The sequence below is a fragment of the Colwellia sp. Arc7-D genome, from assembly GCF_003061515.1.
GTDB lineage: Bacteria > Pseudomonadota > Gammaproteobacteria > Enterobacterales > Alteromonadaceae > Cognaticolwellia.
Genome location: NZ_CP028924.1, coordinates 1,218,113 through 1,235,116 on the forward strand (window position 1 = coordinate 1,218,113; position 17,004 = coordinate 1,235,116).

12 protein-coding genes and 1 other RNA gene are annotated in these 17,004 nt (G+C 37.8%); 8 read left to right on the forward strand and 5 right to left on the reverse strand.

The window, feature by feature from the left end; translation table 11 throughout:
* Window positions 1–153: 153 nt before the first annotated feature.
* The 4 genes from murI to DBO93_RS05385 all read right to left on the reverse strand — a co-directional run bounded on the left by murI (window position 154) and on the right by DBO93_RS05385 (window position 3,084).
* Window positions 154–963: a glutamate racemase gene (murI, locus tag DBO93_RS05370; protein ID WP_239059124.1), complete on the reverse strand. Its 810-nt coding sequence runs from the start codon at window positions 961–963 to the stop codon at window positions 154–156.
* Between the two features lie 298 nt (window positions 964–1,261).
* Window positions 1,262–1,443: non-coding RNA, 6S RNA (gene ssrS / locus DBO93_RS05375), on the reverse strand.
* A gap of 151 nt (window positions 1,444–1,594) precedes the next feature.
* A complete protein-coding gene (locus DBO93_RS05380) occupies window positions 1,595–2,752 on the reverse strand; it encodes a hypothetical protein (RefSeq protein ID WP_108455404.1) in 1,158 nt (385 codons plus the stop codon).
* A 26-nt stretch (window positions 2,753–2,778) separates the two neighbouring features.
* Window positions 2,779–3,084, reverse strand: a complete 306-nt coding sequence (locus DBO93_RS05385) for a cell division protein ZapA (protein ID WP_108455405.1) — start codon at window positions 3,082–3,084, stop codon at window positions 2,779–2,781.
* A gap of 235 nt (window positions 3,085–3,319) precedes the next feature.
* Here DBO93_RS05385 and DBO93_RS05390 point away from each other — a divergent pair, with 235 nt between their 5' ends.
* The 7 genes from DBO93_RS05390 (at window position 3,320) to gcvP (ending at window position 13,203) form a co-directional block, all read left to right on the forward strand.
* Window positions 3,320–3,889, forward strand: coding sequence for a UPF0149 family protein (locus tag DBO93_RS05390; protein ID WP_108455406.1), 570 nt, complete (start codon window positions 3,320–3,322; stop codon window positions 3,887–3,889).
* A gap of 96 nt (window positions 3,890–3,985) precedes the next feature.
* Window positions 3,986–5,326 (forward strand): Xaa-Pro aminopeptidase, encoded by a 1,341-nt coding sequence (pepP, locus tag DBO93_RS05395; protein ID WP_108455407.1) that lies wholly within the window; start codon window positions 3,986–3,988, stop codon window positions 5,324–5,326.
* 20 nt (window positions 5,327–5,346) lie between these two features.
* Window positions 5,347–6,636, forward strand: a complete 1,290-nt coding sequence (gene ubiH / locus DBO93_RS05400) for a 2-octaprenyl-6-methoxyphenyl hydroxylase (RefSeq protein WP_108455408.1) — start codon at window positions 5,347–5,349, stop codon at window positions 6,634–6,636.
* Window positions 6,637–6,659: 23 nt separating this feature from the next.
* Window positions 6,660–7,988 carry a UbiH/UbiF/VisC/COQ6 family ubiquinone biosynthesis hydroxylase gene (locus DBO93_RS05405; RefSeq protein ID WP_108455409.1) on the forward strand — a complete coding sequence of 443 codons (1,329 nt, stop codon included), beginning with the start codon at window positions 6,660–6,662 and terminating at the stop codon, window positions 7,986–7,988.
* Window positions 7,989–8,472: 484 nt separating this feature from the next.
* Window positions 8,473–9,561 carry a glycine cleavage system aminomethyltransferase GcvT gene (gene gcvT / locus DBO93_RS05410; protein ID WP_108455410.1) on the forward strand — a complete coding sequence of 363 codons (1,089 nt, stop codon included), beginning with the start codon at window positions 8,473–8,475 and terminating at the stop codon, window positions 9,559–9,561.
* A gap of 150 nt (window positions 9,562–9,711) precedes the next feature.
* Window positions 9,712–10,101, forward strand: a complete 390-nt coding sequence (gene gcvH, locus DBO93_RS05415; RefSeq protein ID WP_108455411.1) for a glycine cleavage system protein GcvH — start codon at window positions 9,712–9,714, stop codon at window positions 10,099–10,101.
* A gap of 201 nt (window positions 10,102–10,302) precedes the next feature.
* On the forward strand, window positions 10,303–13,203 hold the full coding sequence (gcvP, locus tag DBO93_RS05420) for an aminomethyl-transferring glycine dehydrogenase (RefSeq protein ID WP_108455412.1): 2,901 nt from the start codon (window positions 10,303–10,305) through the stop codon (window positions 13,201–13,203).
* 426 nt (window positions 13,204–13,629) lie between these two features.
* Here gcvP and DBO93_RS05425 read toward each other — a convergent pair whose 3' ends face one another.
* Complete coding sequence (locus DBO93_RS05425; RefSeq protein WP_108455413.1) at window positions 13,630–15,519, reverse strand: GGDEF domain-containing protein; 1,890 nt, start codon at window positions 15,517–15,519, stop codon at window positions 13,630–13,632.
* A 574-nt stretch (window positions 15,520–16,093) separates the two neighbouring features.
* On the opposite strand from DBO93_RS05425, the gene DBO93_RS05430 reads away from it, so the two are divergent.
* Window positions 16,094–16,636, forward strand: coding sequence for an HD domain-containing protein (locus DBO93_RS05430; protein WP_108455414.1), 543 nt, complete (start codon window positions 16,094–16,096; stop codon window positions 16,634–16,636).
* Window positions 16,637–17,004 lie beyond the last annotated feature (368 nt).

Below are 17,004 nucleotides of genomic sequence, written 5' to 3' on the forward strand. Positions count from 1 at the left end.
AAACAAACTTATTCCTAGAATTATTTACGCCTAGATGGCTAAACGTCCTTAATAAAGCTATTGTTTTTAAAATAAGTGTAACGGTTATTTGCCAGTTGATGGGATTTTAGTCTTTAAAATCAGTAGCTAATATATGGTGTGTTATCAATCGGGTTAAGGATAGCTATTCAATTGCAATGATTGCTGCCAAATGTGGGTAAAAAGCGCTTGTTGCATGTCACTGTGTTTTGAACTGTAAAAACGGGTTGTGCCTATCTTATCGCTTGGGTTAATAAGGTTATGCAGGGCTAATTGTCGCTGTAATTGCTCGGTAACAGGTAATGCGGTTTCCATTATAATAACGTTTGCACCACATATTTTATTAATGATGCCTTTAACCAAAGGATAATGAGTACAACCGAGCACAAAAGTGTCGACTCCTTTATCTAGCAATGGTTGCAGATATTTACTGAGTAATAATTCACACTCAGGTGAGTTTTTCTTATCTTGTTCAATAAGTTCAACTAAGCCAGGGCAGGGTTGAATAATAACTTCGCTGTTATGACTGTATTGCGCTACTAAAGTTAAAAAGCGCTGATTTTCAGCGGTTGCTTTAGTCACTAAAATAGCCACTTTTTTATTCTTGCTTAGATTTACCGCAGGTTTAATAGCCGGCTCAACACCGATAACAGGAATGGAAATGTTTTTACGTAGTTGATCGATAGCGTTTACGGTCGCAGTATTGCAAGCAACAACAATCGCCTTAGCATTGCGTTCAATAAACCAGTAAGCAATTTCATTTACACGCTGTTGAATAAATTCAGCTGTTTTATCGCCATAGGGGGCATGTAAAGTATCGGCAACATAAAGTAAATTTTCATTAGGTAAGTGATGATTTATACATTGAGCTATAGATAAGCCGCCAACGCCAGAGTCAAATATCGCAATAGGATCAGTATTAGTTGTTTGTGGCTTACTTTTCAATGTTGCACTCGCTTATATATCTGTTTTAATTTGCTTGGGCATTTAGTAAACAAAGCTAAGGTAAAGGTATTGATAATGCTAACAAGTATATTATCAAGAGGTAAATCAGGTCTATACATATTTTGAGAGCGTTATGGTTTGTCGTCTAGCACAAATTATAACTTATTCAGTCTACTTAAATTGTTTAATGCTAAGAAATTAAAATAAACTAAAGTACTTAAAATCAAAGCTAAATTAAAGTTACATTATAGGTGTATAAGAAAAACTATAGCTTTAGAAAGGTAAAAATAAAGAGGTAGTGACTTCCAAGGTGCCGCGGTTCACATTTGTCCTGAACACCGGGTGTTCAGGGCGGACATATCATTTCAACCGTAGGCTTCCCGATACGAGCCGGGCTTGCACAATAGCTAATAATCAACATCCTTAGGTAAAACTTATCGGCTCAGGGACATAGTTCACACACAAACACCCCAGAAGTCGTGGCTATTATAACTAAAATTGTCAGCCGAATTAAGTCTTTTATCACTTGTAAGACCTGACTGCTTAATGCTTGAACAAATTGAAGTTTCTTTAATCGAAAAGGCTTTAGTTACAAAATGGCATTTAAAACCCAGTTACACAGTACTCAAAATTACTGGCAAGGGAGGTAGTTTTTATCTTGAGCAAATACTTTTGCTTCGTTAATTGTTTGTGAAATAGCAAATATTTCACCTTTTGATAAGCCAGAGTTCAACCATGTTCTTGCCAGTCTTTCGTCAACGGTCATTAATAATGCTGCTGCCTTATAATCACTGTTGTTAATGATGGCATCTCTTTGAGTATTTTGTTTTATTTTTATTTCAGCCACTTCATCGTATTTTAAATGATGTTGGTAATTAATCTCTTGTAAGGCAAGCCCAAAAGAATGAGCTAAAAGAGTTTTACCACTGTGTTCAAGTTTAATACCCATTTGTAAGCATAAATCGGCTATTTCAATATCATTTAAATTATCTTTGCAATAATCAACTAACATGGCGTAGTTTAAATTGAATCTACTCGATATGCCGACGGCATAAACCAACCTAACATTAATATTTAAGCTGCTATGTTGTTCAGCATTTTGCTCAATAAAATTTATTTTTTCAAAAAAGAATTCATTGTAATAAGCTTTGCCATTAGCTATATAAAAAGCATCAGTAGCATCAGGTATGTTATTTTGAGAAAGGTGAATTTGAGCAATTAAATACCACCAATAAGCGTTGTCTTTATCAATATAGTTAGCTTGTGAATATAAGCGTTCATTGCAAAATTTCGCATTGAAATTTGTTGAGCACATGGTTAGTTGCTGTTCAAATAATATCTCATTGTGTAATGTCGTTGGAGGAAGTTGGAAAATAAAGTCGGTGTCTACAATATTGCTAGCATGATAGTTTTGCATAAACAAAGCCAGCATGTCATTGCTATTATTGCTAAGTTTAAGGCTAGTTATGTAAGAGTCTAGTTGTGATGTAATATCATCATCATTATTATCAGCAAGTTCAATATTGTTAATACAATTTTCAATGAGCTGACTCAGTTTACTTTTTTGTTTTTCTGAGGTTGTTGAATTGCCAATAAAGTTTTCAGTTCGATTATTGGTAATAGATTGAGTGTCATCAAAAGCCGGAGTGATTGTAGTTGTAACGTTATCAGTTAAAATTTTGTCAGAAGCGATGCTAGGAGTATTGTTATAAAACAGCGATGTTACTTTTATAATCGAAATAAACACGATTATAAAAATAATTACTAGGACATACTTTTTCGAATGCATGCTCTGATCCTTCAGTGCAGATAATCTTATGCGGTTTTAGTTGGGTTTACGGCTTGTTCTATGGTGGCTTGCAGTAGTTCGATTTTACTCTGCATTTTTTCGCGTTCTTGCTCTAGCTCATTGCGGGCTTGAATCAAATCATGGGCAAGGTTTAATGACATCATCACCAAGGCTTGTTCAGGCGTTTTTACCGAGTGAGATTTTTTAGCATCTTGTTCTAAACGTTGGTTTATCTCATTTGCCGCTTGCAACAACGCAGATTCATGTCCAGCCGGACAAGCGACTTTAAGTCGTTTGTTGGCAACATTTATGGTTACTGTGTGTTGGCTCATTGCGCGATATTCTCAATGCATTATTTTTAGTTTATTGAGTTATTAGCTCAAACTATTGCGCTACTAGCTTGTATTATCAAGAAATTTATCGATAACCAAAATGTAGTGCGCCATAAAGGGGAACTATAACGGTGCGTGTTGTACTATGCAAGTGATCTCTATGGTTTTTTCTGGAATCAAGGCTATGCCAATGTTAACATAGTCGACAATATACTCCTGATTGAACTTATATTTTATGGCTAATAGCACCACTTTAGATTTCCCCTCAGTACAAGCAATTTTAACTAGTGAAGGTATTGAAGCCCATGCTGCTGAAATACATGGTGTACTTACCGGATTAATAGCCGCAGGCTTCGAGTTCGAAAGTAGCGATTATATCGCTATGGTTAACGACATGTTGAATAACGCCGAAGGTTTACCTGCATCAATTCAAAGCTTGGTTAAAAACATATACAGTGATATTTGGCAAAAAATACTTGATGATTCATACAGCTTTCAATTGATGCTACCCGATGATGACGACTCTATAATTGAACGTGGTCATGCTATAGGTAAATGGGTTCAGGGCTTCAACTTGGGCTTTGGATTACAGCAAACTAAAAATGCTGCTTTATCGGAAGATGTGAAAGAAGTGTTGGTCGATTTTGGTGAGATCGCCAACTTGTCTGACGAAATGGAAGAAGATGAAGATACCGAACAAGCATTTTTTGAAATCGCTGAATACGTTCGAATTTCAGCTTTGCTTTGCTTTACCGAGCTAGGGTCTCCACCTGAGACACAAGATACAAAAACGACCATACATTAGCATTTTCAGGCTACAACATTTGAGAGAATAATCTTAAGTGTTAAAAATAATGTTATAAATTTTTATTGAAAATTAGACAGAACTAAACTGATAACCATGATTAAAAATACCTTATTGCCTGTTGCCGAGTTTTGTCAGCGCAGAAAAACATTTATCGACCAAATGCCTATAAATAGCATAGCGTTAATTGCTGCAGGTTCTGAAGTTACCCGTAGTAATGACACCGAATACCCGTTTTGCCAAAATAAGCACTTTTATTATCTTACTGGCTTTAACGAACCCGATGCTGTTTTAGCCTTAATAAAAGGTAATGATTCAACAGCAGCTCAAAGTGTTTTATTTTCCCGTAAAAAAGATACATTACAAGAAATTTGGCATGGGCGTCGCGTTGGTCAAGTCCAAGCTATTGACGTTTATAAATTTGATAACTGTTTTAGTTTAGACGAAGTCGATGAGCAATTATTACCGTTAATGGTAGGTAAAGCGTCGGTATTAATTTGTCAGCATGAGCAAAGTGATTTCCAGCAAAAAGTATTGTCGTGGTTAGCTCAGCTTAGAAAGTCTGCTCGCACAGGTATTAAAGCACCAGCGGCCTTGATTGATTGCAGCGACATAATAAACGAAATGCGTTTACATAAATCAAATGCTGAACTCGATATTATGCGCCAAGTTAATGTTATTAGTGGCGCTGCACATCAACGTGCTATGCAACAAACTCAAGTCGGTAAATTTGAATATCAAATAGAAGCCGAGTTATTGCACGAGTTTGCCACTAATGGTGCGCGATACCCTGCATATAGCTCGATTGTTGCCGGTGGCGACAACGCTAACATTTTACATTACACCGACAATGACGAAACACTTAATAACGGTGACTTATTATTGATTGACGCGGGTGGAGAGTTAGCCGGTTATGCTGCTGACATTACTCGTACATTTCCGGTTAATGGCAAATTTAGTGCTGAGCAAAACACCATTTATCAATTAGTGCTTGATAGCCAAAATCTTGCTATTGATGCAATTAAGCCAGGGCAAACGCTGGCAGAGCTAAATCGTATTGTTTGTAATTTTCTAACTCAAGGTTTATATGATTTAGGTATTTTACAAGGTAACTTAAACGTATTACTCGCTCAGCGAGCTTGTAAAAAGTACTTTATTCATGGTCTTGGGCATTGGTTAGGCCTTGATGTGCATGATGTGGGTGACTACCATGCTAGCCCACAGCGTGAACAGTTACGCGCATTTGTTGCCGGTATGGTAATGACAATTGAACCGGGTATTTATATTCCGCGTACAGATAAAACCGTTGACGAAAAATGGCGCGGAATAGGTGTGCGTATTGAAGACAATATACTCGTAACCGCCACAGGCTTTGAAAACTTAACGGTTAATGCGCCGAAAACTATCGCTGATATCGAAGCGTTAATGGCGCAGTAAACTCATCGTAAAGGTAAATAATGGATAAGCGTGCAACTGGCTCAAATAATACAGCTAATAATGCCCAGCACTTCGATGTAATTATCTCGGGTGGCGGTTTATCGGGTAGCCTCATGGCGCTGAGCTTATCTGGGTTGCTTGATCATAACCAAAAGCCGCTCAAAATAGCCATTATTGAAGCTAACCCTGTGTTATCTGAGTCGACACCCAGCTTTGACGATCGTGTTTTAGCTTTATCTCATGGTAGCGCCAATTATTTATCCCGTATTGGCGCATGGCAATATTTACAGCCACATGCCGAGCCAATTAAAAATATTCATATATCTGATCGCGGCTACTATGGCAAAGCGCGACTTTATGCGCAGCACCATCAGGTTGAGGCGCTAGGTTACGTTGCTGAAATGACCAATATTGGTGCCGCGTTCTTAAAAGCATTAGCCACTAAAAGTAATATCACTTGGTTTACCCCTGACAAAATTAGTGCTGTAAAATGGCAAGCTGACCTCGTTAATGTTGAATTAAATTCAGGGTTAAAATTATCAGCAGCGTTATTACTCGCATGCGATGGCGCACAATCACCATGCCGTCAATTTGCGAACATCGCGACTACCAGTCGTGATTATCAACAATCAGCCCTTATTGCTAACGTTGCTACCTCTATTCATCATAAAAACATTGCTTACGAACGTTTCACCGAAACAGGCCCAATTGCTATGTTGCCTTTGTCGTCTGCGCCAAATGTTAGTGCGAGTGCTAATGCAAGTGTAAATGGAGCAAAACAAAACAGTGCAGGGCGATGTTCATTAGTGTGGACATTAACCCCAGAGCTAGCTGAAAAAATGCTAAACCTGTCGGATAACGAGTTTTCTCAGCACTTAGAACAATCATTCGGACACTGGCTTGGCAACATTACTCACGTCGGTAAACGGGTTGTTTATCCACTTAAATTAGTGCAAGCGAGCGAGCAGGTTTATCATCGTATGGCATTAATTGGTAACGCTTCACACACTATTCATCCTATTGCCGGGCAAGGCTTTAATTTAGGATTACGTGATGTTAGCGACATGACTGAGGTGATTAAAAACGCCTTAGCCAAACAACAAGATATCGGCGCATTTGCCAACTTAATGCAATATGGTAAAGCTCGCCAACAAGATCAAAAACAAGTTATTAGCTTAACCGACTCGTTAGTGACCTTGTTCTCGAATCAATTACCGCCGCTAGTGGCAGGGCGCAATATTGGTTTAAAGGTAGTAAACTATTTACCCGGTTTAAAAAATGCTCTTGTTAAAAAAACAATGGGTTATTAGCCATAAAATGAATGTAATAAAACATGCAAAAATTTGATCTATTAATTGTTGGTGGCGGCATGGTTGGCTTAACGCTAGCACTTGCTGTTCGCCAACAAAGTGAACTTAGTGTCGCTATTGTTGATAACGCGCCTGTTGGTGAGTTAAATGGCGAGTTAAGTGAGACACTTAGCGAAGAACCTGAAGTGCGTGTAAGCGCTATTAATGCTGCCAGTCAACAAATGTTTAGCAACCTAAATGTTTGGCAAGATATTATTGACCAACGCGCGCAGCCTTATCACGATATGCACATTTGGGATAAAGCCGGATACGGACAATTAGATTTTTCATTAAACGATGTTAATCTTTCATCGGTAGGTCATGGGCCTGAGCAATTAGGCTTTATTATTGAAAATAAAGTTATTCGTAATGCCTTGTGGCATAAAGCGGCACAAGACAGTGGTATTGAGTTTTTTACCGAGAACAAACTTCAACAATTAAATCCTAGCGATAACGAAGTGTTTGCCACTTTCGAGCCAAACAGTAACAACAGCCAACCTATGCCAATTGTGGCTAAATTGGTTGTAGGTGCAGACGGTGCAAATTCTTGGGTACGTAAGCAAATGAACGTACCGTTAACTTTTCGAGATTATGATCACCATAGCATTGTAGCGACAGTTAAATGCCAGCAAGGTCATCAAAGTACCGCTTGGCAAGTATTTTTAGAGACCGGCCCATTGGCTTTACTACCTTTATATCAAGAAGATTTATGTTCTATTGTGTGGTCAACTAGCCCTGAAGAAGCAACCCGTTTAAGTGCATTGTCAGTAGAAGACTTTAGTAAGGAAATTACTGCCGCTAGCGATGGAAAGCTTGGTAAAGTAACACTGGTTAGCGAGCGATTTACGCACCCATTAACCATGCGCTTTGCCCAAGAGTTTGTTAAAGGTCGCATGGTATTGGTTGGTGATGCTGCTCATACTATTCATCCTTTAGCTGGGCAGGGCGTTAATTTAGGTTTGCTCGATGCCGCGGCACTGTCACAAACGATTAGCAAACAACTTAACCAAGCAAAAAATGATGGTGGTGTTGATAACAACCACTGGTATAGCGATAAATCGCTGCAACAGTTTGCTCGCTGGCGTAAAAGTGAAGCAGCTGAAATGATCGCTGCGATGGAAGCCATTAAACAAACCTTTACGCCACAACAAAGTGCAATTAAATTGCTGCGTGGTTTAGGTATGTCATTACTTAATAAGTTTGCTCCGGCAAAAGCTTTGATGATCAATCAAGCATTAGGCTTTAAAAGTAACCTGCCTGAATTAGCGAAAGCCACTTCACATCAAGCAGCTCAAAAATCTAACTCAAAATAACACTCAATAGTTAGCAATCAACATATACGTTTAAAAAGTAATCGTATCTTCCTCGCTATTACTTAATTAATTACCGCCGTATTGTTCCTCAATATGGCTATTTTGTTGACTATTAGGTCAAGTAAATAGCCCTTTTAGGTACGCTATAATTGATAAAATACGGCTATAAAAAAATAGTTTATTCGCTAATTTTTAAGGATATAAAATTTTAGCCAATTAGTTGCTGTGTTTTTGTGCCATAAAGGAATTATATTTTCAAAAGGTGCGCTTTTGAAAATATAATTTCGAATAGATTATTTAGTTGGTTTTATATTTTCATTATGCCTTTTTATCTGTTGAATCAACGATTACTCACAGTTATAATCTTTGCCACTTTTTGTAAATCATTCGTCTTTATTCTAGGGTTTATACACCAAAGTATAAAATAGTGCTGACAAAAGCGCTTTAAAGCTAGATAAAACAACTAACGTGAGTGAAACGTACGATGTCAAATAAAACAGTATTACATGCTAAGCATTTAGAAGCTGGCGCCAAAATGGTTGATTTTTACGGTTGGGAAATGCCAATTAACTATGGCTCTCAAATTGAAGAGCATCACGCCGTGCGCAATGACGCTGGTATGTTCGACGTTTCACACATGACCATTGTTGATGTTAAAGGCGCAGATGCACAAGCATTTTTACGTCGTTTAGTGATTAACGACGTAGCCAAGTTAGACGTTGCAGGTAAAGCGCTTTATACCGGTATGTGTAATGAAGAAGGCGGTGTAATCGATGACTTAATCGTTTACTTCTTCTCAAATACTGATTATCGCTTAGTGGTTAACTCAGCAACTCGCGTAAAAGATTTAGCGTGGATAAACGAGCAAGCTAATGCATTTGACGTAACGATTACAGAACGTCCAGAATTTGCCATGATCGCTGTGCAAGGTCCACAAGCTAAAGCTAAAGTTGCTACGTTACTTACTTCAGAGCAAACCGCAGCCGTTGATGGTATGAAGCCATTTTTCTCAGCTCAAGCTGGCGACTTATTTATTGCTACTACGGGTTACACAGGTGAAAACGGTTACGAAATCGCTTTACCTGCTGAGCAAGCTGCAGACCTTTGGCAACAATTGCTAGACGCTGGTGTTAAACCTTGTGGTTTAGGTGCACGCGATACTTTACGTTTAGAAGCAGGCATGAACCTTTATGGTTTAGATATGGACGAGAGCGTTTCGCCATTAGCCGCTAACATGGCGTGGACGATTAGTTGGGAACCAGAAGATCGTAACTTTAACGGTCGTGAAGCATTAGCCTCACAACGTGCCGCAGGTGACCAACCTAAATTAGTAGGTTTAGTGCTAGAAGAAAAAGGCGTACTTCGTACTGGCCTTAAAGTGCTAACTGAATCTGGCGAAGGTATTATTACTTCAGGTACATTCTCACCAACGTTAGGCCACAGTATTGCGATGGCGCGTGTACCACGTAGCGTAGCGCTAGGCAGCACAGTAGAAGTTGAAATGCGTAAAAAACTAGTGAAAGTACAAGTTATTAAGCCTAGCTTTGTGCGTAACGGCAAAAAAGTTTTTTAAAAATAGGGTCTACGCTAACTTTTATTAGCGAGTGGAAAAACCTTATTAAAAATGAAAAAAATTTAAGCTATAGTATGATTGATCAGCGTAAGCAGCTTCATACTATCGTCATTTAAACAAAAATTTAAAATACAGACTAGGAACCAAATAATGAGCAACATTCCTTCAGAATTAAAATATGCAACATCACACGAATGGGTACGTAACGAAGGTAACGGTGTAGTTACTGTAGGTATTACAGAACACGCACAAGGCCTTTTAGGTGATATGGTATTTGTTGAATTGCCTGAAGTTGGCGATACAGTAAGTACAGGTGACGACGTTGCCGTAGCTGAATCTGTAAAAGCTGCATCAGACATTTACGCACCAGTAACTGGTGAAGTAATTGAAGTGAATGAAGACCTTGAAGATTCACCAGAGTTAGTAAACTCAGATGCGTTTGGTGACGGTTGGTTATTCAAGTTAAAAATTGAAGACGAAGGTGAGTTAGAAAGCTTGCTTGATGCTGAAGGTTATGCAAACTCGATCGACGAAGACTAGTTTTCGGGCACACTCTACTTTTATACTGCGTTGCTTTCGTTATTCGTCGTAATCACTTAGTACACTAAGCTCATACGACTCACAACTTCAGCGCCTTGCCTAAAAGCAGATTGTTTACGAAAACGATATTTAAGCCTCCGACTGACTAGTAGTTCGAGGCTTTCTTTTTAAATACTATCAACTTTATAGTGAAGCTGTTTTATGTCTACTCAAAATAATGACTCGTTATCTTTAGCTGAATTAGAGCAAACGCAAAATTTCATTCGTCGTCACATTGGTCCTAATGCCGAGCAAACGCAAGCTATGCTTAGCGATATTGGTGCTGAATCAATTGACGCGCTTATCGATCAAATCGTACCAAGTGATATTCGTTTAGCTGATTTACCAGCTATTGAAGAAAGCAAAACTGAAGTACAAGCCTTAGCCGATTTAAAAAAAGTGGCAAGCTTGAACAAAGTAAACGAGACATATATTGGTTTAGGTTACTACGGCACACTGACACCGAACGTTATTTTACGTAACGTGTTAGAAAATCCAGGCTGGTACACGGCATACACGCCTTACCAACCAGAAATTGCACAAGGGCGTTTAGAATCTTTATTAAACTTCCAACAAATGTGTATCGACCTAACAGGTTTAGACCTAGCGTCAGCGTCATTACTTGATGAAGGTACAGCCGCTGCTGAAGCCATGGCATTAGCGAAGCGTGTATCAAAAAACAAGAAATCAAACTTGTTCTTTATTTCAAGCGACGTTTACCCACAAACTATCGACTTAGTTAAGCAACGTGCTGAAATGTTTGATTTCGACATCGTTGTAGCACCGGCCAACGAAGTGGTTGATCACGACGTATTTGGTGCGTTATTACAATACCCAAGTGCCACAGGTGAAATCACCGACATAAGCGACTTAATTGCTAAAGTGCATGAGAAAAAAGGTATTGTTTCTGTTGCTGCTGACATTATGAGTTTAGTGCTATTAAAAGCGCCAGGCGAATTAGGTGCAGATGCCGTTATCGGTTCAACTCAGCGTTTTGGTGTACCAATGGGCTACGGCGGACCACACGCTGCATTCTTTACAACATCTGAAAAATTCAAACGTTCATTACCAGGTCGTATTATTGGCGTATCGAAAGACACGCGCAATAACCCAGCATTACGTATGGCCATGCAAACGCGCGAGCAACACATTCGCCGCGAAAAAGCCAACTCAAACATTTGTACTGCACAAGTGTTATTAGCGAACATGGCGGCGTTTTACGCGGTTTATCATGGTCCTAAAGGCTTAAAAATTATTGCACAACGTATTCACCGTTTTGCTGATATTTTATGTTTAGGTACAGCGTCTAAAGGCTTAACGGCTGCGCACGCTAACTACTTTGATACCTTAACGTTTAACGTAAGTAATAAAGATGAAATCGTTACACGTGCACTAGCTGCTGGCGTTAACTTCCGTACTGACGTTGAAGGTCAAATCAGCATTTCGTTAGATGAAACCACCACACGTGAAAACGTAAACACTTTGTTTGATATTTTATTAGGCGAAGGGCACGGCTTAGACTTAGCAGCACTTGATCAGCAAATTACTGATAATGGTCATTCGTCAATTCCTGCAACGTTACAACGTGAATCAGCCATTCTAACGCACCCAGTATTTAACTCGTATCACAGTGAAACTGAGATGCTACGTTACATCAAAAAGTTAGAAAACAAAGATTTAGCGCTTAACCATTCAATGATTTCATTGGGCTCTTGTACCATGAAACTTAATGCGACAGCACAAATGATCCCAGTATCATGGCCTGAATTTGCCAACATGCATCCTTTTGCCCCTGTTGACCAAGCGCAAGGCTACAAGCAAATGATTGACGAATTGGGTGATTGGTTAGTAGAGCTTACTGGCTACGACAACATTTCAATGCAGCCAAACTCAGGTGCACAAGGCGAGTACGCTGGCCTAATCGCTATTCACAAATACCATGAAAGCCGCGGCGATGCGCATCGTAACATTTGTTTAATTCCATCATCTGCGCACGGTACTAACCCAGCATCTGCCATGATGGTTGGTATGAAAGTAGTTGTAGTTGCTTGTGATAAATCAGGTAACGTTGACATGGCCGACTTAAAAGCGAAAGCAGAAGAGTTAGCCGACAACCTATCTTGTATCATGATCACATACCCGTCTACGCACGGTGTATATGAAACGACCATTGCTGAAATTTGTAACATAGTGCACGAGCACGGTGGTCAAGTTTATCTTGATGGCGCAAACATGAACGCCCAAGTAGGTGTTACATCACCAGGCTTAATTGGCGCTGATGTTTCACACTTAAACTTACACAAAACTTTCGCTATTCCACACGGTGGTGGCGGTCCGGGTATGGGTCCTATCGGCGTTAAAGCGCATTTAGCCCCATTTTTACCTGACCATGCATTGATTAACGTTAACGAAAATACCAAAGGTAATGGCGCAGTTTCAGCAGCACCATACGGCAGTGCCGGTATATTATGTATCTCATACCTATACGTTGCCTTACTAGGTAAAAAAGGTGTTACTGACGCGACTAAATACGCAATTACTAACGCCAACTACTTAGCGACAAAACTAAGCAAACATTTCCCAATTTTATACTCTGATAAAAATGGCCGTGTTGCGCACGAATGTATTGTTGATTTACGCCCGCTTAAAGCGTCATCTGGAATTACTGAAGTCGATATCGCCAAGCGTTTAAATGACTACGGTTTCCATGCACCAACTATGTCGTTCCCAGTAGCGGGCACGTTCATGATTGAGCCAACAGAATCAGAGTCAAAAGTAGAACTTGACCGTTTCATTGAAGCCATGGTGTCGATTCGTGATGAAGTACGTAAAGTTGAGTCAGGTGAGTGGACAAGCGAAGACAACCCACTACACAACGCGCCACACACACTAGCGGATATTACAGCACCTTGGGATCGTGGTTACACGATTCAAGAAGCCGTATTCCCAGTGCCTGCGGCAGCAGCGAACAAATTCTGGCCAACGGTTAACCGTATAGATGATGTATATGGCGACCGTAATTTAATTTGTAGCTGTCCTCCGGTTTCTAGTTATGAAGACTAGTTGTTTTTTTGTCATCCATTAATTAAGTTTGTGAAAGTTTAATTAAGTTTGTGAAATGTTAAAGGCGAACCAGAAATGGTTCGCCTTTTTTATTGAATTTTTGTTATCACTTTTTATCTTCTTAATATGCAGGCACGATACTATGTCCAGTTTACGTACATTTATTCTTTCTAAGAGCCCTCAAAAGCCAGATGTAAATCACACCACCTAACGTCTTCTTGGTGCGCATTGCTGACGTTAGACATTGTTATGTTAACGTCAGCTGCTCCGACTTTTCGGTCGTTAGCAATACTCTCTATTTAGGCTTTCAAAGTATTCAAAATATGTAGATATATCTTTCTCTTGATAGACAACTAAGTCACTATAGAAATCATTAGTTACTGCTCGGTCCTTAGAATTTATTGTCGTTACCAGTTTATCTTCTATTTACACCCAACAAAGTTGATTTTTTCCGCTTTCCTTTGCTTTGTATAGCTTTTGATCAGCTTGATTAATAAAGTCTTCGATTGATATCATTTTAGTTAGATCAAAGGTACTAATTCCTGCACTTAGAGTAATAAACTCAAATTCACTATCTGCATGTGGTATTTTTATGTTGTGTATTGTCTCTAGGATTCTTTGGGATGCACTAACTGCAATTTCGAAGTTACAGTTTGAAAAAAGGATGGCAAATTCTTCTCCACCATATCGATATACTTTATCATTTTCTCTAACGTTGTTTTTTAGAACTTCTGAAACTTTAATAAGTGCTTTATCTCCAGCAACATGACCATATGAATCGTTATATAACTTAAAAAAGTCAATGTCAGCTATGAGAATGTGAAATTTATTATTTGAATTTTCTTTTTTATCCCACAGTGACTTAATATCGTCATCGAAGCATCGACGGTTATTTATTTCTGTTAATCCATCTAAATATGATAAACCTAATAACTTTTCATTAGCTTCCTTTAATTCTATTGTTCTGTTATTTACTTGTTGTTCTAAAGATTGCTTTATTCTTTTATCCATTATTTTTTTATAAAGTAAAAATATAATGGATATGATGAACGCAGCGAACATAATCATTATGTTTTTAAATTTACTTTCATTTTCACTTTCGAGCAGGTTCAATTTTTCTTGGTTTTTCAAATTAAGTAGTTTTTGTTTTAATTGATTTGATTCAAATTTAACTAATTGATTGTTAAATTTTTCACTATGGGTTTTTCTAATGCCTACAAGATATTTTTGATATATCTCGATTGCTTTAGACGATTGGCCTTTTGCCATTAACACTAAAGAGTGAATTCCATCGTTAACAGTTAAGAGTGTTTCATTTTTAAGTGTTTTGATGTGTTTATTACTTTTCTGGATAGTTTCAAATGCTTCGTTAATTTCTCCGAGTGCTATTTGAGCTTTTGACAAAGTATAAAAAGAACCTATGTAAGCTTGATTATGATTAGACTTTTTAGCGAATTCCAGACCTTCTAAAGCATATTTTTTAGCTAATAAAGGCTCAGATATTTTCATATATACATCTGAAATATTATGTAACGCTGCACTCAGATTATAATTATCTTGTCTATCTCTATAATGGATTATTACTTTATGAGAAATAGATAAAGCTTCATTAAACTGCTCATTAGATTTAAGAGCAATGACTAAGTCAGCATAGGCCATAAAGACCCCTTTGGTATCTTTCAGTAATAACCTTTCCTTGATAACCTCATTTAGCATTTCAATTGAATTTGTTGCATGTCCTAAGCGAATATACAAACCAGCCATATTAAATTTCACATCAATAGAGTCTACAGTAGTTCCATGATTCTTATATAAAAAACTAGCTTGTTTGAAGTATTCAAGAGCGTCAATTAAGTCAGTTTTTTTTATAAAAGCGAGGGCTATATTATTCAGTACATTAGCCCTTGGAATTGGATATTCCCTCACATTGAAATAGATCAATGCTTGCTTATAAGATTCAATTGCAATATCTATATCTGCTTTTAAATAGTGCATGATTCCAATGTTTTTTAATGCTTTACCTGTTTCAAAAATTAGATTGAATTCTTGGGCAATACCCAAAGATTGCTTCGCAAGAGATAGAGCATCGTTTAAATTCCCTTGAGAGTAATGGTGAAGTGTTAAAGTGTCTAATACTAAAAATCTAGCTTTAGCACCTAACTGCTTATTCTTAAATAACTTTAATAACATTTCAGTTTTTATTTCGTTATTAGATATTAGTTTAATTTCTTCAATTTTATTAACGATATTGAGCGAGTATGAGTTGAGGCTATAAAAAAACAATGAAAGGAAACTAAATCTCAATATTAACTGCATTTTTACTCTTTAAGTCCATTTATTTGAGAGTAAGTAATATGATCTATAACGATTATATTGTCTAGTACAATAATTTAATAACAAGCTGAGTAATTGGAGTCTGAAATATTATCTCCCTATAATAGTTTAATTGATCAAAAGGGTATACCTGTGGGGTCAGGTTCGTTGAAATGTCAGTAATGTTGTTTACCTCATTAGCGTCTAACATTTTGAATTCACTTAAGTCTTATTTGTCGGTTCACTTGTCGTCTGGTAAGCCAAGGCTAACGTCCGGTTTCGTATCAAAGTGAACATAAAACATGGATGGCTTGACCAGTGAATTAGGTCAGGTTTGTGGCATAAGTGACGGTTAAACCTAATCCCTCAAGCGACTTCATTTTGAGCTTTCTTTGAAGCCACTATAATCAATTTAGTAGAGCATAAATATTAACTGATGATTTTTTAATACTATTTAAAATCAATAGTAAATTAGATCATTCACTAATATTTAGTGAAATCAGAAGATAAAAAATTTACATATAGTAAAAACAATATAAACTGTATATTAATACAGTTGTGGTGCTTGGTGGTTGATATGTTAGGAAAAGTTGAAAAATGTGGGCTGAGTGACGTAAAACTCATTTCAAAAGCCTTAATGCTTGCTGCAAAAGGGCATGCTGAACAACAACGTAAATCTGATAACTCGCCTTATATAAATCATCTTATTGAAGTTATGTCATTATTAGTTGAATTGGCGCATGAAACTGCCCCGAGTGTTTTATGTGCTGCAATTTTACATGACAGCTTAGAGGACACCAATATTACTCAAAGTACAATCTTGAGTGAATTTGGTGTTGAAACATTGGAAATGGTTAAAGCCCTAACTGATGATAAATCATTGTCTTTAGAAAGTAGACGTCAGCATATTTTAGATAAACTACCTACTGCTAGCGACAACATTCGACGCATTAAGCTGGCTGATGTGTGCTCTAATGCGTCAGCTATTCCTGTTACTTGGGATGAACAAAGACTTAAAGATTACTTTTTATGGCTCGATCAGGTCGCAACACTATGCAGAGATTCGTCTGAAGCTCTTTATCAAGAATATTTAGACAGAAGAACTAATTTCACATCCTAGAATATTTTACTAATTTGGTTCAGTTCTATACGTTACATGTTCCAACTGTTATGCCTAAACCTAGTCCACAACAAATTATAAAGTAGGGTCAGATACACATTAAATTTGAAGGATATTTTTCTCAAAGTAAACAATCCTCAGTCACATATCTTACAAGGCTTTAGAGTATTCTTTTTAAAAAATTAAATGGTTAAGTGTAGTTAATGTGTACCTGACCCTAATTAATATGCAGAGGGGCTTTGGTGTGCAACGTTCGACACCCCAACGACAAACCGATAATTAATCTCCAATTGGTGATTATAAGCAAGCCAACCAACCAGACACCGCTTTTATGATGAGATTAGGGTGATTGCTTATCTTCCGTAATT

Bases quoted from the DNA above. Each gene is read 5' to 3' on its own strand.
- DBO93_RS05385 (WP_108455405.1), bottom strand. From the start codon at position 3,084: ATGAGCCAACACACAGTAACCATAAATGTTGCCAACAAACGACTTAAA.
- ubiH (WP_108455408.1), top strand. From the start codon at position 5,347: ATGGATAAGCGTGCAACTGGCTCAAATAATACAGCTAATAATGCCCAG.
- DBO93_RS05405 (WP_108455409.1), top strand. From the start codon at position 6,660: ATGCAAAAATTTGATCTATTAATTGTTGGTGGCGGCATGGTTGGCTTA.
- gcvP (WP_108455412.1), top strand. From the start codon at position 10,303: ATGTCTACTCAAAATAATGACTCGTTATCTTTAGCTGAATTAGAGCAA.
- pepP (WP_108455407.1), top strand. From the start codon at position 3,986: ATGATTAAAAATACCTTATTGCCTGTTGCCGAGTTTTGTCAGCGCAGA.
- DBO93_RS05425 (WP_108455413.1), bottom strand. From the start codon at position 15,519: ATGCAGTTAATATTGAGATTTAGTTTCCTTTCATTGTTTTTTTATAGC.
- DBO93_RS05380 (WP_108455404.1), bottom strand. From the start codon at position 2,752: ATGCATTCGAAAAAGTATGTCCTAGTAATTATTTTTATAATCGTGTTT.
- DBO93_RS05430 (WP_108455414.1), top strand. From the start codon at position 16,094: ATGTTAGGAAAAGTTGAAAAATGTGGGCTGAGTGACGTAAAACTCATT.
- gcvH (WP_108455411.1), top strand. From the start codon at position 9,712: ATGAGCAACATTCCTTCAGAATTAAAATATGCAACATCACACGAATGG.
- DBO93_RS05390 (WP_108455406.1), top strand. From the start codon at position 3,320: ATGGCTAATAGCACCACTTTAGATTTCCCCTCAGTACAAGCAATTTTA.
- gcvT (WP_108455410.1), top strand. From the start codon at position 8,473: ATGTCAAATAAAACAGTATTACATGCTAAGCATTTAGAAGCTGGCGCC.